The following is a 23,472-nucleotide window of genomic DNA, read 5'->3' as shown; positions in this document are numbered from 1 at the left end:
TTGTATTCCGCTGGCGAACCACCTAATTGGTTGAAAACGGGATCGGAATATCATGGCCGCACGGCGCTCTTCCCTCGGCTTCCTCGGACTGTTCGGCCGCTCGGGCGATTTGAGGCAGCTCGACAGCGCCTTGCGCGGCGCCGACTTGCATCCCGCCCTGGTGCCGGAGGGCGTAAAGCTCACCCTCGTCAATCTGATGAAGGATCACTGGCCCGACGAGCCGCCGCCACAGGCCTATGCGCAAGTGGCGTGTTTGTTCAGCTATTGTATTGCTGGGCCTGAGGCATTCGAGCGCTCTCATGGCGCGCAGCCGCGGCAGGACGTGGAGCGTCGGATAGAGGCCGCGGTCGATGCCGGAGACAGTTTCGACGCCCAGATCGTGCTGATGGCGCTACATGCCAAGCTGGTCAATACCGAGGTCGTCGAACATTATGGGCTGAGCGCGGACTAACCTGTTTTCACGGGGGGCGTTCTCAGCCGCCCATGCCGTTGCGCGGCAGCTTGATCATGTCGCCGAAGCGGGCGCGCAGCCTGTCATCAAGCGGCTTCGGCACATGGCGCGGGAAGCGTTCGGCGAGGATGCGTTTCTTCTCCGCGATCGCCCGCTGCAATATGTCGGGCCGGCCCTTCTCGTTCCATTCCTTCGGCGAAAACCGGTCGCCGACGGCGGGGTAGAAATATTCGGTCTGCATCAGCTTCAGCGTCTGCTCGTTCCCGAGATAGTGGCCCGGACCTTTCAGGCAGACATCGGCGATGGTGTCGATCGACAGCGCGTCGTCCGTCACCTCGATGCCGCGCACGCAGCGCAGGCAATGGCCCAGCATGTCGTTGTCGATGATCAGGCTTTCCAGGCAGAAGCCGAGCAGGGAAGCGTGCATGCCGGCCGATTCGTAGACCAGGTTGAGGCCGGATAGGCCGGCCATCACATTGGTGATGCCTTTTTCATAGCCGGACTGGATGTCAGGCAGTTTCGAATCCGTCATGCCGGCGGCCGAACCGCCCGGCAGGTCGTAGAACTGCGCCATCTGCGCGCAGGCCGCGGTCAGCACCGCCTGTTCGGCCGAGCCGCCGGACATGGCGCCGGTGCGCAGGTCCGACACGAACGGCCAGGTACCGAAGATCGCCGGATGCCCCGGCTTGATGGTGTTGACATAGACAAGGCCGGCCAGCACTTCGGCCACGGCTTGCACCACCGCACCCGCGATCGCCGCCGGAGCGGTGGCGCCGGCCTGTCCGGCCGAAAGCAGCAGGATCGGGATGCCGCCTTCGACGCAGGCCTCGAGCACGCCGCAGGCGTCCTCGGCGAATTTCATCGGCGGCACGACGAAACAGTTGGAGTTCGACACGAACGGCCGGGCCCGGAAATTCTCCTCGCCGCCGGCGATCGCGTAGAGCATTTCGAGCGCCGGTTGCACGTTCTCGCGCACCGTGAAGGACGTGCCGACATGCTTGGACGTGCCCATCACGCAGGCGTAAAGCGTGTTGAAGTCCATTTCGAGCGGATCGGGAATGTCGCGCGGCACCATGGGCCGCTGGAAGAAATGGATGTTATCGAGCCCATCGACGATGCGCGCGGCGTCATAGATGTCCTGCAGCAAGGATTCGCGGTACTCGCGCTTCTCGACGTCGACAAGGTGCACGGCAGCACCCGCCGTGCCGTAATGCACGCGCTTGCCCTGGATCACCATGTCGTGCTTCGGGTCCTGGCCGTGCAGCGTGAAATGCCGCGCCGCTCGCTTGATCGTGTCGAGCACCAGTGCCCGCGGGAAACGGATACGGCCGTCATCGCCATAGCTGGCGCCGGCCTTGGTCAGCGCCTCGATGCAGGAAGGGATTGCGTTGGCGAAGCCGACCGTCTCCAGCAGGGTCAGCACCGCTTCGTGAATGCGCTCGCAATCATTGCCGCTGAGCGGTCCGTAGCTGCCCCCCTCAAGGCCGGCGCGAACCGGCCTGATGTCGTCGGCGAGCGGCGCCGCACGCATGGCGCGACGCGCTTCGCGTCCGCCGGAGCGGCGCGAACGCTGGTCGGCCGCTTCCTGCTTTTCGACAGCCACTGACATGGAAGCACTCCACCTTTTCTCGGAAGCAGGGCGGCGGTTGGTCCACCATCGGCTGCTTCGTCCCCTTTAGGCCTCGACTATGCCGCCGGCATTGGCACAGCCTATGAGCCAGCCGGTCCGGTTGCATATGCCAGCGCTAAAGAAGCAGGAGCCGCTGCTGCGCGGCTCCTGGGAGGTGGTCAGGCCGAGGTGATCAGGCCGCGGCCGGCCTGCGGCCTGCGGCGGTTGCAAGTTCACGAATGCCGGGCTCGATGTGCTGCAGCGCGATCGAGGAGATGCCCAAGCGCATGAAACGCGAAGGCTTTTCGGTGCGGTCGAAGAAGCGGTCGCCCGGTTCGATGATGACGCTGCGCGAGGCGGCGGCCTCGGCCAGTCCGCGCGAATCGGTGCCGCGCGGTCCCTCCAGCCACAGCGACGTGCCGCCGGCTGAGTCGGTCGAACGCCACTCGGGCAGGAAGGCGGAAATCGCATGGACCAGGCGCTTGCGCCGCTCGTCGAAGGCGCTCGACAGCCGCCGCACCAGCGCCTCGTGGTGGCCGAGCGACAGGAACAGCGCGACCGCGCGCTGGTTGTTGGCCGGCGGATGGCGCAGCATGAAGCGCCGCAGCGCCCTGAGTTCGGCGATTAGTCCAGCCGAGGCGACGATGTAGCCAAGCCTCAGGCCTGGAGCCAGCGTCTTCGACATCGAGCCGACATAGATCACGCGGCCCGAGCGGTCGAGGCTCTTCAAGGCCTGCTGCGGCGCCTCGTCGAGAAGCTGGCTGTCATAGCCGTCCTCGATGATGATCTGGTTATAGCGGTTGGCGCGCGCCAGAAGGTCCTGCCGGCGTTCCGCCGACAGCGGCACCATGGTCGGGCAATGATGGCTGGGCGTGACGAACACGAAGCCGGAATCGTTCGGAATGGAAGAGGTTACGATGCCGGACTGGTCGACCGGCACCGGCTGGATGTCGGCGCCGGCGAGCCGGAAGATCGAGCGCGCGTCGGGGTAGCCCGGATCTTCCATCGCCACCTTCGAGCCCTTGGTCATCAGAAGCGTCGCCAGCATGTAAAGCGCGTTCTGGGCGCCCAGCGTGACGATGATCTCGTCGGGATTAGCGAAGATGCCGCGCCTGGGCAGAAGCCGCGCCTGGATCTGCTCGATCAGCAGCGGATCGTCGCGATCGACCATGTCGGAGGCCCAGTTGCGGATCTCCAGCACGGCAAGCGCCATGCGGTTGCACTCGCGCCACTCGGCGGTCGGGAACAGCGCCGGATCGAACTGGCCATAGACGAAGGGGTAGGACGACTTGATCCAGTTCTCGTGCTTGGCCGGCGGCGGCATGTCGCTGGCCGCGATCTGCCGGCGTGCCTTCCAGTCGATCTCGTTGGCCTGGTCGGGCGCCTTCTGATGCGGCTTGGCGGGTGTGGCCAAAACGTCGGGATTGACGAAATGGCCGCGCCGCTCGCGCGCCACCAGGAAGCCCTGGTCGACCAGTTGCTGGAAGGCCAGCACCACGGTTCCGCGCGCCACACCGAGTTTTTCGGCCAATATCCGGCATGACGGAAGCGGCATCGAAGCGGCGATCTGGCGGTCGAGAATGGCGGCCACGATTGCCTGGCGGATCTGTGCCTGCAAGGTCTGGCCGGATTCGGCCGAAATCCGGAACAGGCCGGACCATATGGCCGTGTCGTTGCGCTGTGGCATGGGAAATGTTCCTCGATGGCCAGCCTTTTTCGTTTGGCTGGACCAGTCGAATGTAACGGTGGCACAAGGGGTTGCGCCAATCAATTTTTCTGATCTTTGGGATTTATGCCAGTGATCTTTCGTCCTTCGCATCCCATGTAACCCAGTGCGTCATCGCCGCGTGACGCAGTGCGTCATCGCCGCGTATTGACCGGACGGAATTCGGCTCAATAGTTTGGCGCGACGACACGCGCCGGAAACATCCGGTCTGCTAAGATAATCCAAAAGTCCCAGGAGCCCGCCGGTGGATCAGTCAGCCTTCCAAAAACAGCTTGCCGCCTTGCGCGACCATCGCGCCGCGGCAGCCGGCGATATGCGCCGGGCCTTCGCCGCCGATCCGCAGCGGTTCAAGACGTTCTCCGCCAGCGACGGCGACCTGTTGCTCGACTGGTCGAAATGCGCCGTCGATGCGCGCACGATGGACCTGCTGGAGAAGCTGGCTGACGCCGCCGATCTCGAAGGCCGCCGCGCCGCCATGTTCGCCGGCAAGAAGATCAACGTCACCGAGGACCGTGCTGTTCTGCACACCGCGCTGCGCAACCTGACCGGCGAGGGCATCGTGCTCGACGGACAGGATGTAAAGGCGGAGGTCATCGCCGTATTGGATGCGATGGGCGCCTTCGCCGACGCGGTGCGTTCCGGCAAGGCGACAGGCGCCACCGGCAAGAAGATCACCGATATCGTCAATATCGGCATCGGCGGCTCCGATCTCGGCCCGGCCATGGCGACGTTGGCGCTGGCGCCCTATCATGACGGGCCGCGCGCGCACTATGTCTCCAATATCGACGGCGCCCATATCCACGACACGCTGAAGGGCCTTTCCGCCGAGACCACGCTTTTTATCGTCGCCTCCAAGACCTTCACGACAGTCGAAACGATGACCAATGCGCAGACGGCGCGCGACTGGGTCCAGAAGGCGCTCGGCAAGGAAGCGGTCGGCAAGCATTTCGCCGCCGTCTCGACGGCACTCGACCTGGTGGCGAAGTTCGGCATCGAGCCGGACCGCGTCTTCGGCTTCTGGGATTGGGTCGGCGGCCGCTATTCGGTGTGGGGCGCGATCGGCCTGCCTGTGATGATCGCCATTGGTCCACGCAATTTCCGCGCCTTTCTCGATGGCGCGCACGAAATGGACGAACACTTCCGCGCCGCGCCGCTGGCCAAAAACCTGCCGGTGCTGCTTGGCCTTGTCGGCTGGTGGCATCGGGTGATTTGCAAATACCCGGCCCGCGCGGTCATCCCCTACGACCAGCGCCTGTCCAGGCTGCCGGCCTATCTCCAGCAGCTCGACATGGAATCGAACGGCAAGAGCGTCACCCTGGACGGCGGCGCCGTGGCGACGCCGACCGGGCCGCTGGTCTGGGGCGAGCCCGGCACCAACGGCCAGCATGCGTTCTTCCAGCTCCTGCACCAGGGAACCGATTTCATTCCGGTCGAATTCCTCGCCGCGGCGAACGGCCACGAGCCGGAGCTGAAGCACCATCACGACCTGCTGCTCGCCAACTGCCTGGCGCAGTCGGAAGCCTTCATGAGGGGCCGCACGCTGGAGGAAGCGCGTGCACAGATGCTGGCCAAGGGCATGAAACCGGCCGATGTCGATCGCATTGCTCCGCACCGCGTCTTCTCCGGCAACCGGCCCTCGGTCACCATTCTTTATCGCAAGCTTGACCCGCGCACGCTCGGCCGCCTGATCGCTCTCTACGAACACCGCGTCTTCGTCGAGGGAACGCTGTTCGACATCAACTCCTTCGACCAGTGGGGCGTCGAGCTCGGCAAGGAACTGGCCACCGGCCTTCTGCCAGTCGTGGAAGGCAAGGAAAGTGCCGCAAAGCGGGATGCCTCGACCGCCGGCCTGGTGGAACACATCCACCAATTGCGTGGTTCGGAGTGACTGAGTTGGCAGACATCAAGGGAATATTGTTCGACAAGGACGGAACGCTTGTCGACTTCAATGCGACCTGGCTCGGGGTTGCCGACTTCATGGCCATGGACGCCTCCGAAGGCGATCGCTGGAAGGCCGACAGGCTGCTTGCGGCCGCCGGCTTCGATTTTGCCAACAGGCGCTTCAAGCCCGACTCCATCTTTGCCTCCGGCACCAATCTCGACGTCGTCGAACTGTGGTTTCCGCGCCTGTCCGACGAAGACCAGATGCTGGCCGTCGCCCGCTTCAACCAGATCACCTCGGTGCAGGGTTCGGCAATGGCGGTGGCGCTGCCGGGAATCGTCGAAACGCTCGGCACCTTGCACGCAAGGTCCTATCGGCTCGGCGTCGCCACCAACGATTCAACCAGCGGCGCGGAAAAGACCCTGGTGACCCTCGGCGTCGCGCAGTTGTTCGACGCCGCCTATGGCTATGACGCGGTGGCCAATCCCAAACCGGCGCCGGATACGATCCAGGCCTTCTGCGATCTCACCGGCCTGAAGCCGGCGCAGATCGCCATGGTCGGCGACAACCGCCACGATCTCGAAATGGCGCGTGCCGGCGGCTGCGGCCTGGCGGTCGGCGTTCTCTCAGGGACCGGCACACGTGAATCTCTGGCCGCAATTGCCGACGTCATCCTGGATTCGGTCGTCGACCTGCCGGATTTCCTTTCGGCGCGGGTCAAGGAGACGGTCTGACCTCACCGCCTGCGGCGTATCGGCTTCGAAGCGAAAGACGCCGCTTGGTTTCAAGGCCGCGCCTTTCGCGTCGCCGAAATCGGGCACCTTGTATTCGGCAAGCAGGCGCAGCCGCGATCGCGGCAGGTAGGCCCGGCCCGGATCGCCGATCAGCACCTCGATGTCGGCGGCGACGCAGCGATCGAGAAAAGGAAAGACACGGTCGGCGACATCGCGTCCATAGAACAAATCGCCGGCGAGCACGACGTCGACGGCGGGTGGGCACCCTGTGGTGATGTCCTCGCCAACTACGGTGATAGCGACGCCGTTCGCGGCCGCGTTGAGACCGAGCGCTACGATGCCGTTGCGGTCGACCTCGGCGGCGATCACTTCGGCTGCCCCGGCTTTCGCGGCGGCGATGCCGACAAGGCCCGAGCCGGCGCCGAGGTCGAGCACGCGGCGACCAGCCACGGCCTCAGGCTTGTCGAAGACGTAACGTGCCAGCACCGCGCCGCCGGCCCACGCATAGGCCCAGTAGGGCGGCTGCGGTTCCGGCGCATCCTCGTCGGCTTCCTCGTGCGGCTCGACAAGCCGCCTCAACCCTGTGCCTGGATGGGGTGCGTAGAGCCGGATCTCGGGAAGCGCGGGAACAGGCACGAGGCGCATGTTGGCCTTGATGAACTCGGCCGGATCGAGGCGTTGGCACCGGTCCGGCGCATGGTCGCCGGCAAGATCGTGGTCCAAGCCGGCTCCTATTCGCGCAATGCGCGCCGCAGGATCTTTCCGACCGGCGTCTTCGGCAGTTCCGTCCTGAATTCGATGTATCTGGGCCGCTTGTAGCCGGTCAGGTTCTCACGGCAATAGGCGGTGATGGCCTCGGCGGTCAGCGCTTGGTCCTTCCTGACGATGAACAGTTTCGGCACTTCGCCCGAATGCTCGTCCGGCACGCCGATCGCCGCCACTTCGAGCACGCCGGGATGCAGCGCCACGACCTCCTCGAGCTCGGTCGGATAGACGTTGAAGCCGGAAACGAGGATCATGTCCTTCTTGCGGTCGACGATCTTGGTGTAGCCGCGCTCGTCCATGAAGCCCATGTCGCCCGACTTGAAGAAGCCGTCCTTGGTCATCACCTTGGCGGTCTCATCGGGCCGGTTCCAGTAGCCCGCCATCACCTGCGGTCCCTTGATGCAGATTTCGCCGACCTCGCCGAGCGGCAAATTGTTGTCGTCCTCGTCGCGGATGGCGATCTCGGTCGACGGCAGCGGCAGGCCGATCGTGCCGGTGAAGTCGCCGGAGCTGAACTTGTTGGCCGTTGCCACGGGCGATGTCTCAGACAGGCCGTAGCCTTCGCTGACCGGGCAGCCTGTCAGCGCCTTCCAGCGCTCGGCGACGCCCTTCTGCACCGCCATGCCGCCGCCCAGCGTCAGGAGCAGCGGCTTGAAGTCGAGCTTGCGGAAATCCTCATTGTTGAGCAGCGCGTTGAACAGCGTGTTTAGGCCTGGAAAGATATGGATCGGATACTTGCCCATCTCCTTGACGAAGCCGGGGATGTCGCGCGGATTGGGGATCAGTATGTTTTGACCGCCCATTTGCATGCCCATCAGCGCATTCACGGTCAGCGCGAAGATATGGTAGAGCGGCAGTGCGCAGATGAGGTTGAGATGCGCGGGTTTTGGCTTGACCGTGTAGGCGTCCTGCAGCCACAGCGAATTCTGCGCGACATTGGCCAGCACGTTGCTGTGCAGGAGGGTAGCACCCTTCGAGATTCCCGTGGTGCCGCCGGTATATTGCAGGAACGCGATATCGTCGGCCGCCACCTTGGCCGGCTTGAAGTCCATGCCGCTGCCCGCCTTCAGCGCCGCGTTGAACTTGACGTGGCCGGGCAATGACCAGGCCGGCACCATCTTCTTGACGCGGCGTACCACCAGATTGACGATGCTTCCCTTGAGCCCGCCGAGCATGTCGCCCATGGCGGCGACGACGACGTGCTTGACCGAGGTCCTGGCGATCACCGCTTGCAAGGTGCTGGCGAAGTTCTCCAGGATGACGATCGCTTGCGCCCCGGAATCCTTGAGCTGGTGCTCCAGCTCGCGCGGCGTGTAGAGAGGGTTGATGTTGACCACCGTGTAGCCGGCGCGCGCCACCGCCATCATCGCCACCGGATATTGCAGCACGTTCGGCATCATCAGGGCGACGCGTGCGCCTTTGGGCAAGCCGGTCGATTGCAGATAGGCGCCGAACGCCGCCGAAAGCCGTTCGAGTTCCGCATAGGTGATCGACTTGCCCATGCAGGTGAAGGCCGGCTGGCCGGCGAATTGCTTGCAGGCGGCAACGAGGAAATCGCCGATGGAACTGTAGGGCAGGGCGCCGATCTCGGCCGGCATGTTCTTCGGGTAGCTTTCCAGCCAGGGCTTTTCCGGCAAGCCTGCGGCAAGGGCGGTGAGCGCTTTCGGCAATCGCTTGGCGGCCGCGGGCTTCGAGGCCGCCGGTGCCGGCTTGGCCCCGGATGGCGCCTGTGCAGCCCCGGTCTTGCTCGCGCCAGCCTTCGTCGTCCCGGCCTTGGCCGAACTGGTCTTTGTCGCCCCGGTTCTAGCAGTTCCGGCCTTCGCCGACGTCTTTGCGGGGACGGCTTTGGCCGCCGGCTTCCCGGCCGGTTTGACAACAGCGTCCGCTTTGCCGGCGGAAGGTTTCCCTGCGCCCTTTGTGCCCTTTGCGGAGGGCGTTGACTGCTTGTCGCCGCCCACGGCCGGCTTCAGGGTCGCCTTGGCCGTCTTCGGCGGAGCCGTCCTGTTCGATGCTTTTGCCAACCGTCCCTCCCTGTTTTGTTCGCCCCTGCCGCGATCGCCTCCGAGTAGCAGGGGCGTCCCCCGCTGCCGCCGGTGCCTTGTCTATGTATGGCCTCTATCGGCGGGCGTGCAAGCCTTGCCCCAGCGGCAAGCCTTTGAAAGATTTGTCGCCGAAAATCTTTGACACCACGGGGCGCGGCGGCCCTGCATGGTCCGGCATTCCCGGTCATATGAAAGCAGGCGCGACGTCGACCTCGCCAGATTGGCGATCAATAAAAAAATGCGGTCGTTAATAATGTTGTGAATAGAAAAAAATACTGAATTTTTCCATTTTTCCGAGAGGAGAAGGATTTTTTTCCCGCTTACCATGGGGTAGGCAAACTGGGTGTTCCAAAGCCGGAGAAACGGTGCTTATATGCGCGCTTCGCGAGCCTGATAGAGGGGCTTGGAAAAACATCAGGGAGTGCTCAATGAGGAAGAAACTGACTTTTGCAGCCGCGTTGCTGGCTGCAAGCGTCCTGGGCGGCGTGGCCAACGCAAAAACCTTGGTCTACTGCGCCGAAGCTTCGCCGGAAGGCTTTGACCCGGCGCCCTACACCGCGGGACAGACGTTCGATGCGTCTTCGCGTACGGTCTTCAACCGCCTCGTCGAATTCGATCATGGCAAGACGACGGTCTCGCCGGGCCTGGCCGAAAGCTGGTCCATTTCCGACGATGGCAAGGAATACACGTTCAAGCTGCGCAAGGGCGTGAAGTTCGCCGCCACCGACTATTTCACCCCGACGCGCGACTTCAACGCTGACGACGTGGTGTTCTCGTTCGAGCGTCAGGTCGACAAGAACGGCCCCTGGTTCCAGTACATACCGGGCATTGCCTACCAGTATTACAATGACCAGTTCGGCGACAACATCACCAAGGTCGAGAAGGTCGACGACCTGACGGTGAAGTTCACCCTCAAGGAGCCGGCGATCACTTTGATCCCGACGCTTGGCATGGACTTCGCCTCGATCGTTTCCAAGGAATATGCCGACAAGCTGCAGGCGGACAAGACGCCTGAACTGTTCAACCAGAAGCCGATCGGCACCGGCCCGTTCATCTTCGTCGACTATCAGACCGACGCCGCCATCCGCTACAAGGCCAACCCCGACTATTGGGGCGGCAAGCAGAAGATCGACGACCTTGTCTTCGCCATCACCACCGATCCGGCGGTCCGTGCGCAGAAGCTGAAGGCCGGCGAATGCAACATCATGTCCTACCCGGCGCCGGCCGACATCGCCGGCCTGCAGGCCGATCCGAACCTGAAGGTCGACGAGCAGGAAGGCCTCAATGTCGGTGCGCTGATGTACAACACCCAGCAGAAGCCGTTCGACGACGTGCGCGTGCGCAAGGCGCTCAACATGGCCATCAACAAGAAGGCCATCATCGACGCGGTCTTCCAAGGCGCCGGCCAGGTGGCCGTCAATCCGATCCCGCCGACCATGTGGTCCTACAACAAGGACGTGAAGGACGATCCGTACGATCCGGATGCGGCCAAGAAGATGCTCGAAGAGGCCGGCGTCAAGGACCTCAAGATGAATGTCTGGGCCATGCCTGTGTCGCGCCCCTACATGCCGAACGCACGCCGCACTGCGGAGCTGATCCAGGCCGACTTCGCCAAGGTCGGCGTCACCGTCAACATCGTCAGCTACGATTGGGGTGAATACCTCAAGCGCGCTTCGGCGGTCGATCACGACGGTGCCGTCATCGTCGGCTGGACCGGCGACAATGGCGATCCGGACAACTTCCTCGGCGTGCTCCTGAGCTGCGCTTCCGTCGGTTCGAACAACCGCGCGGAATGGTGCAACAAGGACTTCGATGCGCTCATCAACAAGGCCAAGACGGTTTCCGACCAGGCCGAGCGCACCAAGCTCTATGAACAGGCGCAGGTCATCTTCAAGGAGCAGGCACCGTGGGCGACGCTCGCCCACTCCAAGGTGTTCATGCCGATGCAGAAGACCGTCTCCGGCTTTGCGATGGATCCGCTCGGCATCCACCGCTTCGACGGCGTCGATATCGCCGAATAAGGTTCGCGAAACGGGGCGGCGCCACAGCGCCGCCCCACCTCGCCCGCCATGCTGCGTTATATCCTCGGCAAGCTCGCCCTCATCGTCCCGACCTTCATCGGGATAACCATCCTCGCTTTCGGCTTCGTGCGCATCCTGCCCGGTGATCCGGTGCTGGTGCTCGCGGGCGAACGCGGCCTGTCGCCCGAACGTCACGCGGCGCTGATGCACCAGTTCGGTTTCGACCTGCCGATCTGGCGACAGTACCTGACCTATCTGGCCAACATCCTCAGCGGTGATTTCGGCACCTCGTTCTCCACCAAGACGCCGGTGCTCAAGGATTTCCTGGTGCGGTTCCCGGCAACCGTCGAACTCGCCATCTTCGCCATGATCTTCGCCATCGTCTTCGGTGTCGCTTTCGGCATCTTCGCCGCGATCCGCCGTGGCTCCTGGTTCGATCAGCTGACCATGGGTACGGCGCTGGCGGGCTATTCCATGCCGATCTTCTGGTGGGGGCTGCTGCTGATCATCGTGTTTTCCGGCATGCTGCACTGGACGCCGGTTTCCGGCCGCATCGACCTTCTCTATTTCTTCAAGCCGGTAACCGGCTTCATGACCATCGATTCCCTGATATCGGGACAGAAGGGCGCATTCCGCTCGGCCCTCTCGCACCTCGTCCTGCCCACCATCGTGCTCGGCACCATTCCGCTTGCCGTCATCGCCAGGCAGACGCGGTCGGCCATGCTCGAGGTGCTCGGCGAAGATTATGTGCGCACTGCGCGCGCCAAGGGCCTGGCGCCGCGCCGCGTCATCGGGCTGCACGCTTTCCGCAATGCGCTGATCCCGGTCGTCACCACCATCGGCCTGCAGGTCGGTACGCTCCTGACCGGCGCCATCCTGACCGAGAGCATTTTTTCGTGGCCGGGCATCGGCAAATGGATGATCGACGCTATTTCCAAGCGCGACTATTTCACCGTGCAAGGCGGGTTGCTTTTGATCGCGCTCATCGTCATGTCGGTGAACCTCATCGTCGACGTGCTCTATGCCGTCATCAACCCGCGTATCCGGGCGAATTGACATGACCAACGAAGGCCCAGCCACAATCGAAGCCGCGACCGTCGTCAGGCCGCAGGACGCCCGGCTGCAGATGTTCGCCGAGTTCTGGCATTATTTCTCGATCAACAAGGGCGCGGTTATCGGTCTCTTCGTCTTCGCGCTGCTGATCCTGATCGCCGTCTTCGCGCCGCTGCTCGCCCCGCATTCGCCCGACGACCAGTTCCGCGACTTCTTCCTGACGCCGCCGGCCTGGCAGGCGGGCGGCAACGCCCAGTTCCTGCTCGGCACCGACGCCGTCGGCCGCGACATCCTCTCGCGCCTGATCTACGGCTCGCGCTTCTCGCTCGCCATCGGCTTCGTCGTCGTCACCACGGCGCTGATCTCCGGCGTCATCCTCGGCCTGCTTGCCGGTTACTGCCGCGGCTGGGTGGATACGCTCATCATGCGCATCATGGACATCATCCTGGCCTTCCCGTCGCTTCTGCTGGCGCTGGTGCTGGTCGCCGTGCTTGGCCCGGGCCTCGTCAACGCCATGATCGCCATCGCTTTCGTGCTGCAGCCGCACTTTGCCCGGCTCACCCGCGCCGCCGTGATGGCGGAAAAGAACCGCGAATATGTCATCTCGGCCAAGGTTGCCGGCGCCAGCCATCTCAGGCTGATGCTGGTCACCATCCTGCCCAACTGCATCGCGCCGCTGATCGTGCAGGCGACGCTGTCCTTCTCCAACGCCATTCTGGAGGCGGCGGCGCTGGGCTTCCTCGGCATGGGCGCGCAGCCGCCGACGCCGGAATGGGGCACGATGCTGGCCGAAGCGCGCGAGTTCATCCTGCGCGCCTGGTGGGTGGTGACCTTCCCCGGCCTTGCCATCCTGATCACCGTCTTTGCCATCAACCTGATCGGCGACGGCCTGCGCGACGCGCTCGACCCCAAGCTGAAGAGGTCGTGAGCATGTCCCTGCTCGAGATCAAGAACCTCACCGTTTCCTTCGACACCGCCGCCGGTCCGTTCATGGCCGTGCAAGGCATAGACCTGTCGATCGAGCCGCGCGAAGTGCTGGCGATCGTAGGCGAATCCGGTTCCGGCAAGTCGGTGGCGATGCTGGCGGTGATGGGGCTGCTGCCCAACACCGCGGCCGTCAAGGCCGACCGCATGGCCTTCGACGGCGTCGATCTTCTGAAGCTCAGCCCGTCCGAGCGGCGCAAGATCGTCGGCAAGGATATCTCCATGATCTTCCAGGAGCCGATCGCCAGCCTCAACCCGTGCTTCACCGTCGGCTTCCAGATCGAGGAAGTGCTGCGCTTCCACATGGGCATGGACCGCGCCCAGCGCCGCGCGCGCGCCATCGAATTGATGAAGCTTGTCGGCATTGCCGATCCCGAAGAACGGCTGAGCTCGTTTCCGCACCAGATGTCGGGCGGCCAGTGCCAGCGCGTCATGATCGCCATCGCCATTGCCTGCAATCCGAAGCTCTTGATCGCGGACGAGCCGACCACCGCGCTCGACGTCACCATCCAGAAGCAGATCCTTGATCTCCTGGTTTCGCTGCAGGCCAAATACGGCATGGGCCTGATCATGATCACCCACAATATGGGCGTGGTGGCAGAGACCGCCGATCGCGTCATCGTCCAGTACAAGGGCCGCAAGATGGAAGAGGCCGACGTGCTGTCGCTGTTCGAGAACCCGAAGAGCAACTACACGCGCGCGCTGCTGTCGGCGCTGCCGGAGAACGCCGTCGGCGACCGGCTGCCGACCGTTTCCGACATGCTGTTCGAGCCGGCGCCTTCGGCCGCGGGAGCCTCCGCATGAGCACCACGGTTCTGGAAGGCAAGAACATCGTTCGCGACTACCATATCGGCGGCGGCCTGTTCAGCGGGCCGCGCACCGTGCACGCGGTCAAGGGTGTCTCGTTCACAGTGGACAAGGGCAAGACGCTCGCCATCGTCGGCGAAAGCGGCTGCGGCAAGTCCACGCTCGCCCGCATCATCACGCTCATCGATCCGGCGACATCGGGCGAACTGTTCATCGACGGCAACAAGGTCGACATCGCCAGGAACGCGCTGTCGAAAGAGATGCGCCGCAAGGTGCAGATCGTCTTCCAGAACCCTTACGGGTCGCTCAACCCGCGCCAGAAGATCGGCGACGTGCTGGGCGAGCCGCTGCTGATCAACACCGACAAGACGGCCGCCGAGCGGCGCGATCTCGCCATGAAGATGCTGAAGAAGGTCGGCCTCGGTCACGAGCACTACAACCGCTATCCGCACATGTTCTCGGGCGGCCAGCGCCAGCGCATCGCCATCGCCCGTGCATTGATGCTGAACCCGAGCCTTCTGGTGCTGGACGAGCCGGTCTCGGCGCTCGATCTTTCGGTGCAGGCGCAGGTGCTCAACCTGCTCGCCGACCTGCAGGACGAATTCCAGCTGACCTATGTCTTCATCAGCCACGATCTCTCCGTGGTGCGCTACATCGCCGACGACGTGATGGTGATGTATTTCGGCGAGGCGGTCGAATACGGCTCGCGCGACGAGGTCTTTTCAGACCCCAAGCACAGCTACACCAGGACGCTGTTCGCCGCCACGCCGCGCGCCGATGTGGCCAGCATCAAGGCGAGGCTGGCGAAGAAGAAGGCGGCCTAGAGTCGGAGGATTTCAGGTCGAATCGACCTGAAATCTGAATCCGCCGCTAAATCAAAACTCTAGGGTCAAAACCCCACTACTCTGAACGACCGAGTTTTACCCAAAGACGGCTTACGTCTGCCAAGACCTGGACGACCGCTTTGCGCCCGGAGCGGTCATCGTGGCCTTGTAGGCGTCAACGGTTCAGACTTCAGTAATGGGTCAACGCGCCTTCGCTTGAAAATACCAGCACCACACTGAACAATTTCGGGTACACGGAATCCATCGAGAAGCGATCGCGACGCTGTCCGCGTCGCGATCGCTTGGGCCCCGGTGGTGTCGGCGGCACTTACACAAGCTGGGAAACCCAAACATCCCTGAACAAAGAAGTTGCGGCCCGGTGAGCAGACCGCCCTCTGGCCCTCCGATCAGGCGAAGCCTTCGAGCACCACCTTTCCGATGGTCGATCCGCTTTCGAGCTGCGCATGCGCCTTTTTGAGATTCTCCGCGTTGATCGCACCGAGGTTCTGTGTGGCGGTCGATCGAATCCGTCCATCGTCTACGGCGGCGGACATCGCGTCGAGAATTTTGCCCTGCTCGTCCATGTCCGGCGTTTCGTAAATGGCTCGTGTGAACATGAGTTCGTGATGGATCGACACCGCCTTGCGCTTGAACTTCATGATGTCGAATCCCGACGGATCGTCAATCAGGCCGAAGCGGCCCTGCGGTGCGATCAGTTCCGCGATATCGTCGACATGCTGGGCGGTTTGCGTCGTCGAAAATACGAACGCCGGAGCGCCGATGCCCAGAGCCGCGATCTCGCCGGCAAGCGGCTTCGAGTGATCGACCACATGGTGGGCTCCCAACGACTTGACGAAGTCCTTGGTCTCGGGACGTGAAGCCGTCGCGATAATGGTCAGGCCGGTGAATTGCCGGGCAATCTGGATTGCGATCGATCCGACCCCGCCGGCACCGCCAATGATCAGGATGGCGGCAGCAGCACCGGGAACCGGCTTCTTCACGTCCATGCGGTCGAAGAATGCCTCCCAGGCGGTCAGCGATGTAAGCGGGAGCGCCGCGGCATCGGCCCATCCGAGCTTTGACGGCTTCCTGCCGACGATACGCTCGTCGACGAGATGGAATTCGGCGTTTGCGCCCGGACGAGTGATGGAGCCTGCATACCAGACCTCGTCTCCCGCCTTGAAACCGCTGACGTCAGGCCCGACGGCGGCGACGATGCCTGCCGCGTCCCAGCCGACCACCTTCCATTCGACGCCGGCAGCCGGCGGCGTGCTGTGCCGGATTTTATAGTCGACCGGGTTGACTGAAATGGCCTTCACTTCGACAAGGATGTCGCGGCCTTTCGGTTCTGGCCGTGGCAACTCGATGTCGATGAGAGAATCCGCGGCGTCGATGGGCGAAGGGGTCTTGTATCCGATGGCTTTCATAGGTGTCTCCCGTTGGCCGTTTTTCGATGTCACTTTGAAAAATTGCGAAGAGCTTCTTCGCCGGCTTCCTGGTCCTGCGTCCAGCTTCCGCCGGAAATACCGATCCCGCCGATGATCGCGCCATCCTCCATGATCGGAAAGCCGCCGGCGGCGGCCATGACGCGCGGAACATGCCTTAAGTTCGAAGCGCCACGATCTTCCAGCAGGTCGACCCACTGGGCCGTCGACAGACCGAAAGAGGCCGCGGTGTAGGCCTTGTCGATGGCAATGTTGACGGCAAGATAGGAACTGCGATCGCTGCGTTCGAATGCCTTCAGGTTGCCGGCAGCGTCGACGATCGCGATGACCGCTTCGAACCTGATGCGTTTGGAAGCGGCGATGGCCTCGGCGATGAGGCGGGTTGCGGCCTCTCGCGTGATCGAGCGGGCAGTGAAGCTGTTTGCAGACATGGTCGGTCCTATCGGCTGGTTGCGATGGTGACGGGGTTCGATTGCAGCCGCGACTGGTTCGTCCCTCAGTGGCTTCAATGTAGCGATGCGCTCTCAGGCCTGGGATACGCACAACGTTTGCCAATAGTATCCAATTGGATACCGGGCGGGGCCTGCGAGGATCTCGCCCAACGCCTTGCCAGTCCAGCCTGAACCCGATAACGAACAGATTATGTTGTACATGCGGATTTGCATGTAAATATCTGAAGGATACCGCCATGGCCAAGGCCCGCCATTCTCGCTTCGACTGCAATCCCGGCTGTTCCGTGGAAGCGGCCATCAGTCTGATCGACGGCAAGTGGAAGTGCGTGGTGCTGTTCCACCTTTTGCGCGGTACGATGCGCTTCAACGAGATACAGCGTCAGATCGGCGGCGTCACACAGCGCACTTTGACGAACCAGTTGCGCGAGCTTGAAGAAGACGGCCTGATAGAGAGAAAGGTTTATGCGCAGGTGCCGCCGAAGGTGGAATACACCATCTCACCGCTCGGCCGCAGTCTCGAACCCATCCTCGTTGCCCTGAAGGGGTGGGGCGATGACAATATTGGTCGGTTTGGCAAACCTGTGGCGGCAAACGCCGCTTGATCCAAAATGATGTGCAACGATTTAAACGCTGTAATATCAGTTGGTCGCGGTGCGACCGAGCCATTGGCGTTTGCAGGCGACATGTCAAATTGCGAAGCTTCGAATATTAGAGCGGTCCTTGCCTAGCGATAAATCGGCTTGCCCGTCGCTCTGTCCAATGGCTGTCATGGCCGGAATCGCCTCTAAGCGGCCCTTCCGCGCCAGATCAGTCGATGCTTGAAACTGCCATTCGCTGCATGAAAGCGGCGTCGAGCATGGTCAGAAAGGCGCGCACCGCGGGGTTGGCGCGTCGGCTTGCCGGCCAGAGCACGGTGACGTTATTTCGCTCGACGGCGAACGTGGACAGCACGGGGACCAGATCGCCGCGCTTCACATAGGGAGCCGCCATGAAGGAGGCGCCTACGCCTATCCCGCCACCGGCTGCCAGCATGATGAGCACGGCATCGCTGGCATCGGCGACCACACCGGCATTGGGCACGATCTCGATTTCGCGGCCGCCAATCCGGAAGGGCCAGCGAAAGGTCTGGCCTGTGCTCTGATACCGAAGATTGACGGTGTCGTGCCCTACCAGGTCATCGGGATGGGTCGGGGCGCCGCGTTCCTCGAGATAGGCTGGCGAGGCGAAGCAGCAAAGCCGATGGGGTGCGAGCTTGCGTGATAGTAGCCGGGTGTCAGCCAGATCACCGATGCGTATGGCGACATCGATCCCTTCCTCAATCATGTCCACTATCTGGTCACCCAGCCTGAGATCGACGACCAGGTTCGGGTGGAGCCGACGGAAAGCCGGTAAAGCCGGAGCGATCAGGTGGAGTCCAATCGGCAGCGACGCGGCCACGCGCAACGTGCCCGATGGTTCGGAGCGCGCGGTCATTGCCGCCTGCTCGATTTCCTCCGCCTCGCGTAACAGACGCAGCGCGCGCTCATGCAGGTCGCGCCCTTCGGGCGTGAAGGTGAGCGAGCGCGTCGTACGGGTAAACAGCGACAATCCTAAATGCCGCTCGAGCCGCTGGATGCTCTTGCTGACCGCCGACGGGGAAATCGACAGCGCGCGGGCCGCTGCCGTGTAGCTGCCCAGCGATCCGGCACGCGCGAAGGCGATGATACCAGTGAGCCGATCCAAAGCGATATGTGCCACCATGGCATTACTTAAGCGCCATCTGCGCCAATTATCAACCAGGGGTCATGCCACTAAATCTGCTCCAACGACATGATGAGCGGAGATTTGACCAATGAGCGACAAGATGAAGGCAGTCCGTCTGCATGCATTCGGTGGTCCCGAAGTGCTGGTGTACGAAGACGCGCCGAGGCCGGATGTGAAGCCCCGCGAGGTGCTCGTCCGCGTCCAGGCGGCGGGGCTTAATCCGCCCGACTGGTATCTGCGGGACGGCTATCGCGCCCTGCCGCCAGAATGGCGACCCAACGCATCCTTCCCACTGATTCTCGGCACGGACGTGTCGGGCGTCATTGAAGCGGTTGGCGCCGACGTCGCTGAGTTCAGCATCGGCGACGAGGTCTATGCAATGGTTCGCTTTCCCCATGACCTAGTGACCGGTAGCAATGCCTACGCGCATTATGTCAGTGTGCCGGCATCGCAGCTTGCGTTGAAACCAGCCGGCATCGACCATATTCATGCGGCCGGCGCGCCGATGTCGCTTCTGACGGCATGGCAGTTCTTGATCGAACTTGGCCACGACGAGTCGAATCCGTTCCAGCCCTTCCGGCATGAGCCGCTGCCGCTCGACGGCAAGACGGTGCTGATCAACGGCGCCGGAGGCGGTGTCGGGCATCTGGCTGTCCAGTTGGCGAAATGGCGGGGCGCTCGCGTCATCGCGGTGGCATCGGCCAAGAACGAGGGGCTGATGCGAGATCTCGGCGTGGATCAGTTCGTCGACTACAAGACGACCGCGACCGAAGAAGTCGTCCGAGACGTCGACCTTGTCCTCGACGCGGTGGGCGGCGCGGACATGGAGCGCTTCTTCCATGTTCTGAAGCCGGGCGGCGCGCTGTTCCTGATCAACCCGCTGGGCTTCACGGGTCACGAGGAGGCAGAGAAGCTGGGAATCACGGTCTCATCCACACAGGTTCGATCCAATGGCGCGCAGTTGGCAAAAGTCGCCCGCCTGCTCGACGACGGCGTTGTGCGTGTCGTCATCGACAGCACATTCCCGCTGGCCGAGGCATCGCGCGCGCACCAGCGCGCCGCCGACGGCAGTATTCAAGGCAAGATCGTGCTGGCCGTCTGATTTGTTGCTTTCAGCCGCTCGATCGTCGGAAGTGCAGACGGCGAGCGGGATCCACCAAGGTAAGCCATGATGCTGATTGTTACCGGCTATATGTACGTCGAGCCCTCGTCAGTCGCCGAGTTTGTCCAGGATCTCCAGAACCTCGCCATAGCTACGCGGCAGCGGGACGGAAATCTTTCCTATGACGCGGCTGTGGACGATCCGCTTGCCGGCCGCCTCCTGGTCGCCGAGCGGTGGAGAGACCAGGCCGCACTCACTGCACATCTCCATGCTACCGACACGATGGCGTTCGTTGGTCGATGGGGCGACACCATCAGGGGTGAAATTCTCAAGTACGACGTCCTGCGCGAACGTGGCTTGGTGGACGAGTAGCAAAGTACGCCGGTGAGCGTAGCGTGGCAGTCGGATCGTCTGCATATCTGCGCTCGCAACCGGCGCAGTGGACGGCAGCTGTCGACCGTTCCCGCCGTTCCGAACCGCATATCCGACTGGACGCTTCTGGCGCGTTCCTGGACCAGACGCCGCTCACGACAATTTCGCGATGACGGCGCGCAGCGCCTCGCCGAAGCGGTGCACTTCCTCCACCGTGTTGTAGTGCACCAGCGAGGCGCGGATGACGCCCCTGTCCATCGACAGGTTGAGGCGCTTCATCAGGCGCGGGGCGTACATGTGGCCGTCGCGGATGCCGATCTGCAATTCAGCCATTTCCTCGACGATCCGCTGCGGCGACAACTTGCCGATGTTGAAACAGAAGGTCGGCACGCGTTCGTTGATCCGGGCCTCCTCGGAAACGCCGTAGATCGTCGCGCCGCAGCTCTTCAGCACAGCCAGCATCTCGCGCGCCAGCACCAGCTCGTAGTCGCGGATGGCGCCCATGCCGGCGACGATGTTTTCGCGCCGCGAGCGGTTGTTGGACGGGGCAAGGTTGCGGCCGATGAGTTCCAGATACTGGACCGCCGCATCCATGCCCGACACGTTCTCGTAAATGAAGGTGCCGGCCTCGACCTTGTAGGGCGGCTCGTCCGGGATGAAGTCCTCGCGGAAGGTCGGCAGCCGCTTCAGCGTTTCGAAGCGGCCCCAGAGGAAGCCCATATGCGGCGAGAAATTCTTGTAGCCGGAACAGACGAGATAGTCGCAATCCCAGGCCTGTACGTCGATCAGCCCATGCGGCCCGTAATGCACGCAGTCGAGGAACACTTCGGCGCCGGCGGCGTGCGCGATCCCTGCCACCGAAGCCACGTCGACGATCGAGCCGATGGAATGCGCCGTCACCGTGCAGGCGACAAGCCGGGTACGATCGGAAACAAGCGGGCGCAGATCGTCGACATGCAAATTGCCGTCTTCGCGCATGCGCCACCACTTGAACTTGGCGCCGGCGGATTCGAGCGCCAGCCATGTCGCGATGTTGGCGTCATGGTCCATGTCGGTGACGACGATCTCGTCGCGCTCTCCAAGCATCTGGCCGATGCCGAGGCTGACCAGGCGGATGAACGAGGTGGCGTTCATGCCGAAACAGATCTCGGATGGGCTGTAGGCATTGATCAGCAGTGCCACGCTCTCGCGCGCATCGGCGACCGACTGATCGACGGTGACGCTGCGGCCATAGCGGCCGCCGCGCTGCACATTGTGCGAGACCAGATGGTTGGTCACCGCGTCGAGCACGCTCTGCGGGATCTGCGCGCCGGCGGCGTTGTCCAGGAAGATGAAGTCGCCTGCGCGCTGCAAGGCCGGAAACATCGCCCGGATTCTTTCAACAGGGAACGCGCCGGAAGTGCCGGTCGCATTGGCGGCTTGATGCTTGTTCATGGTCGTCTCCTGCGAAGGTCTCGGTAGATGGGAAATGGTAGGCGCGGTCAGCGCGTCTTCTCGCTTTTGAAACGGTCTTCAAGCAGGCTGACGAGGCGAACCATCGGCCACAGGAAGATGAGATAGACCAGCGCCGCGCCGATCAGCGGCGAGGGATTGGCGTAGAGCGACTGCGCATTGGTCGCTTCCTTCAGGAGTTCCGGCAGCGCCACGGTGGAGGCGAGCGAGGTGTCCTTGAACATCGAGACGCAGTTGCTGGTCATCGGCGGGATGACCACGCGCACCGCCTGCGGCAGCACCACCTTGCGCAAGGTCAAAAGGAAGGGCAGGCCGAGGGCCTGCGACGCCTCGAACTGGCCGCGCGGAATGCTCTCGATGCCGGAACGGAACACTTCCGCCGAATAGGCCGACATGATGATGGCGAAGGCCGTCACGGCGGAAGCCCAGGACGACAGGCGGATGCCGAGGAAGGGCAGCGCATAATAGATCAGGATCAGCACCACCAGCACCGGCAGCGCACGGAAGATGTCGGTGTAGCCGACCGCCAGCCACCTGAGCGGCTTCGGCGCATAGAGCCGCAACAGGCTGATCACCAGGCCGATGGGGATGCCGATGCCGATGCTGAGCAGCCCGAGCAGCAGCGTGTTGAGAAAGCCGCGCAGCAGCGCCGGCAGGCTGGACGCGATGACGTCGGCGTTGAAGAAGGTATCGAGCAGCGACATGGGAGGCTTTCCCGAACCGTTTGGCGTCCCGTGACGCTGGAGCAGAAGCCGGAACAGCGAAAGCGGGTTTGCCGCGCCGAGCTGGTTCCGGGAGGGTTATGTGTCAAACGAAACGTGCCGGCCTTTCGAACCGGCACGTTCTCCTTGGCGGCCGCCGCTCAGGCCTTCGGAACCGGCATTTCCTTGGCGGTCGAGGAATCGGCGGGCGCGTCGCTGCCGAACCACTTCTTGTGGATCGCGGCCAGCGTGCCGTCCTTCTTCATCGCTGTCAGCGCGTCGTTCAGCTTGCCGAGCAGCGGGTGGTCCTTGGTCATCATCAGCCCGTACTGTTCGCCGGTCTTGATGCGTTCCTTGACGGTGAGATCCTTCATCTTGGTGAAGGAGTACTGCATGCCCGGAATGTCGCTGACAGCCGCGTCGATGCGCCCGGCGCTGAGATCGAGCAAAAGGTTCTGCTGCGTGTCATAGCCCTTCACGTCGCTGAAGCCATCGGCCTCCTGGTGCGCCTTGACCCAGGTCTCGCCGGTCGAGCCGGACAGCACGCCGACGATCTTGCCCTTGAGGTCGGCCTCGGCCTTGATCGGGCTGTCCGTCTTGGTTGCGATGCCCATGTCGGAATCATAGTAAGGTTGCGTGAACGACTGCGACTTCAGCCGCTCCGGCGTGATGGTGATCGACGAGATGGCGACGTCGATGCGCTTCGACGTGGTGGCGGCGAACAGCGCCTGGAAGCCGAGATCGGCGATGTCGGTGGTCATGCCGACGCGCTTTGCCGCTTCGTTGACGATGTCGACTTCAAAGCCCTCGAAAGTGCCGCTCTCGTTCTTGTACTCGAACGGCGGGTTGGTCGGGTAGGCGCCGACATTAAGCACATCGGCGGCATAGGCGGTTGCCGGTCCGGCGGCGATGCCGATGGCGGTCGCGAGAAGGATGAGATTGCGACGGGTCAGGCTCATTGTTGGTCCCTCTGGGGTGTTCCCTCTGGTTGTTGATCGGGCGGGCTGATGCCCGCACGGTTTCTTGCCGCCCCACCTCCCAGCGGGGCGTCAATTCATGCTCGCGACCATGCGGTCGGCTCGGTCGCGGCGAACGCACATGCGCAGGAAGGCAAGGCTGGCGATGTTCTTGGTATGCAAATCATGGCTTTGCGCACGCACGCCATGGAACGCAGAGCGCGCGCTGGAGGATGACTGGGCAGCATGAACGACAAGGACTGAAACCCTTTGATCCCACCCGATGCACCACGATCCGGCAAGCCCGTCCGGAACGGCAGTCACATCGATCGAGGAATGCTTATCCAAACC

At 63.1% G+C, this 23,472-nt stretch carries 21 protein-coding genes; 11 read left to right on the top strand and 10 right to left on the bottom strand.

From position 1 onward, the window contains the following. The first annotated feature begins 52 nt into the window (after window positions 1-52). Window positions 53-451, top strand: coding sequence for a hypothetical protein (locus FJ964_RS09745; protein ID WP_140550188.1), 399 nt, complete (start codon window positions 53-55; stop codon window positions 449-451). A gap of 22 nt (window positions 452-473) precedes the next feature. Here FJ964_RS09745 and FJ964_RS09740 read toward each other — a convergent pair whose 3' ends face one another. Together FJ964_RS09740 and FJ964_RS09735 are read right to left on the bottom strand one after the other, a co-directional pair. Beyond that, on the bottom strand, window positions 474-2,060 hold the full coding sequence (locus tag FJ964_RS09740; RefSeq protein ID WP_140550187.1) for a trimethylamine methyltransferase family protein: 1,587 nt from the start codon (window positions 2,058-2,060) through the stop codon (window positions 474-476). Between the two features lie 193 nt (window positions 2,061-2,253). Then, window positions 2,254-3,747 (bottom strand): PLP-dependent aminotransferase family protein, encoded by a 1,494-nt coding sequence (locus FJ964_RS09735; RefSeq protein WP_140497014.1) that lies wholly within the window; start codon window positions 3,745-3,747, stop codon window positions 2,254-2,256. Between the two features lie 283 nt (window positions 3,748-4,030). Here FJ964_RS09735 and pgi point away from each other — a divergent pair, with 283 nt between their 5' ends. Together pgi and FJ964_RS09725 are read left to right on the top strand one after the other, a co-directional pair. Further along, entirely contained in the window at window positions 4,031-5,674 is a 1,644-nt protein-coding gene (gene pgi, locus FJ964_RS09730) for a glucose-6-phosphate isomerase (RefSeq protein WP_140550186.1), read from the top strand. 5 nt (window positions 5,675-5,679) lie between these two features. Beyond that, window positions 5,680-6,402, top strand: coding sequence for an HAD family hydrolase (locus FJ964_RS09725; protein WP_140550185.1), 723 nt, complete (start codon window positions 5,680-5,682; stop codon window positions 6,400-6,402). Here FJ964_RS09725 and FJ964_RS09720 read toward each other — a convergent pair. Next, window positions 6,295-7,125, bottom strand: a complete 831-nt coding sequence (locus FJ964_RS09720; RefSeq protein WP_224713272.1) for a methyltransferase — start codon at window positions 7,123-7,125, stop codon at window positions 6,295-6,297. The genes FJ964_RS09725 and FJ964_RS09720 overlap by 108 nt on opposite strands. An 8-nt stretch (window positions 7,126-7,133) precedes the next feature. Continuing rightward, entirely contained in the window at window positions 7,134-9,188 is a 2,055-nt protein-coding gene (locus FJ964_RS09715) for a long-chain-fatty-acid--CoA ligase (RefSeq protein ID WP_140550184.1), read from the bottom strand. Window positions 9,189-9,637: 449 nt separating this feature from the next. On the opposite strand from FJ964_RS09715, the gene FJ964_RS09710 reads away from it, so the two are divergent. The 5 genes from FJ964_RS09710 (at window position 9,638) to FJ964_RS09690 (ending at window position 14,898) form a co-directional block, all read left to right on the top strand. After that, window positions 9,638-11,230 (top strand): ABC transporter substrate-binding protein, encoded by a 1,593-nt coding sequence (locus FJ964_RS09710; RefSeq protein ID WP_140550183.1) that lies wholly within the window; start codon window positions 9,638-9,640, stop codon window positions 11,228-11,230. 48 nt (window positions 11,231-11,278) lie between these two features. Next, on the top strand, window positions 11,279-12,286 hold the full coding sequence (locus tag FJ964_RS09705; protein WP_140550182.1) for an ABC transporter permease subunit: 1,008 nt from the start codon (window positions 11,279-11,281) through the stop codon (window positions 12,284-12,286). A gap of 70 nt (window positions 12,287-12,356) precedes the next feature. Next, window positions 12,357-13,211 carry an ABC transporter permease subunit gene (locus tag FJ964_RS09700; RefSeq protein ID WP_181171799.1) on the top strand — a complete coding sequence of 285 codons (855 nt, stop codon included), beginning with the start codon at window positions 12,357-12,359 and terminating at the stop codon, window positions 13,209-13,211. A 2-nt stretch (window positions 13,212-13,213) separates the two neighbouring features. Next, window positions 13,214-14,071 (top strand): ABC transporter ATP-binding protein, encoded by an 858-nt coding sequence (locus FJ964_RS09695; RefSeq protein WP_140550180.1) that lies wholly within the window; start codon window positions 13,214-13,216, stop codon window positions 14,069-14,071. Next, a complete protein-coding gene (locus FJ964_RS09690; protein WP_140550179.1) occupies window positions 14,068-14,898 on the top strand; it encodes a dipeptide ABC transporter ATP-binding protein in 831 nt (276 codons plus the stop codon). Before FJ964_RS09695 ends, FJ964_RS09690 begins: the two co-directional genes overlap by 4 nt. 407 nt (window positions 14,899-15,305) lie before the next feature. Here the strand turns inward: FJ964_RS09690 and FJ964_RS09685 are convergent, their stop codons facing one another. Further along, the gene (locus tag FJ964_RS09685; RefSeq protein ID WP_140550178.1) at window positions 15,306-16,325 is read right to left on the bottom strand and encodes a zinc-binding alcohol dehydrogenase family protein; all 1,020 of its coding nucleotides are present in this window, start codon (window positions 16,323-16,325) and stop codon (window positions 15,306-15,308) included. Window positions 16,326-16,354: 29 nt separating this feature from the next. Continuing rightward, window positions 16,355-16,774: a heme-binding protein gene (locus FJ964_RS09680; RefSeq protein ID WP_140550177.1), complete on the bottom strand. Its 420-nt coding sequence runs from the start codon at window positions 16,772-16,774 to the stop codon at window positions 16,355-16,357. 257 nt (window positions 16,775-17,031) lie between these two features. On the opposite strand from FJ964_RS09680, the gene FJ964_RS09675 reads away from it, so the two are divergent. Continuing rightward, window positions 17,032-17,397 carry a helix-turn-helix domain-containing protein gene (locus FJ964_RS09675; protein ID WP_140550176.1) on the top strand — a complete coding sequence of 122 codons (366 nt, stop codon included), beginning with the start codon at window positions 17,032-17,034 and terminating at the stop codon, window positions 17,395-17,397. A gap of 205 nt (window positions 17,398-17,602) precedes the next feature. Here the strand turns inward: FJ964_RS09675 and FJ964_RS09670 are convergent, their stop codons facing one another. Further along, window positions 17,603-18,535, bottom strand: coding sequence for a LysR family transcriptional regulator (locus FJ964_RS09670; RefSeq protein ID WP_140550175.1), 933 nt, complete (start codon window positions 18,533-18,535; stop codon window positions 17,603-17,605). Between the two features lie 91 nt (window positions 18,536-18,626). On the opposite strand from FJ964_RS09670, the gene FJ964_RS09665 reads away from it, so the two are divergent. Beyond that, window positions 18,627-19,640, top strand: a complete 1,014-nt coding sequence (locus FJ964_RS09665; protein ID WP_140550174.1) for an NADP-dependent oxidoreductase — start codon at window positions 18,627-18,629, stop codon at window positions 19,638-19,640. A 66-nt stretch (window positions 19,641-19,706) separates the two neighbouring features. Further along, window positions 19,707-20,012, top strand: coding sequence for a putative quinol monooxygenase (locus tag FJ964_RS09660; protein WP_140550173.1), 306 nt, complete (start codon window positions 19,707-19,709; stop codon window positions 20,010-20,012). A gap of 153 nt (window positions 20,013-20,165) precedes the next feature. On the opposite strand, the gene FJ964_RS09655 is transcribed toward FJ964_RS09660, so the two are convergent. The 3 genes from FJ964_RS09655 to FJ964_RS09645 all read right to left on the bottom strand — a co-directional run bounded on the left by FJ964_RS09655 (window position 20,166) and on the right by FJ964_RS09645 (window position 23,124). Continuing rightward, window positions 20,166-21,446 (bottom strand): cysteine desulfurase-like protein, encoded by a 1,281-nt coding sequence (locus FJ964_RS09655; protein WP_140550172.1) that lies wholly within the window; start codon window positions 21,444-21,446, stop codon window positions 20,166-20,168. Between the two features lie 47 nt (window positions 21,447-21,493). After that, entirely contained in the window at window positions 21,494-22,168 is a 675-nt protein-coding gene (locus FJ964_RS09650) for an amino acid ABC transporter permease (protein ID WP_140550171.1), read from the bottom strand. 158 nt (window positions 22,169-22,326) lie between these two features. After that, the gene (locus tag FJ964_RS09645) at window positions 22,327-23,124 is read right to left on the bottom strand and encodes an ABC transporter substrate-binding protein (protein ID WP_140550170.1); all 798 of its coding nucleotides are present in this window, start codon (window positions 23,122-23,124) and stop codon (window positions 22,327-22,329) included. Window positions 23,125-23,472: the final 348 nt, after the last annotated feature.

This window comes from Mesorhizobium sp. B2-3-2, assembly GCF_006442295.1.
Taxonomy (GTDB): Bacteria; Pseudomonadota; Alphaproteobacteria; order Rhizobiales; family Rhizobiaceae; genus Mesorhizobium.
This window is presented reverse-complemented; position numbering and strand designations above follow the sequence as displayed.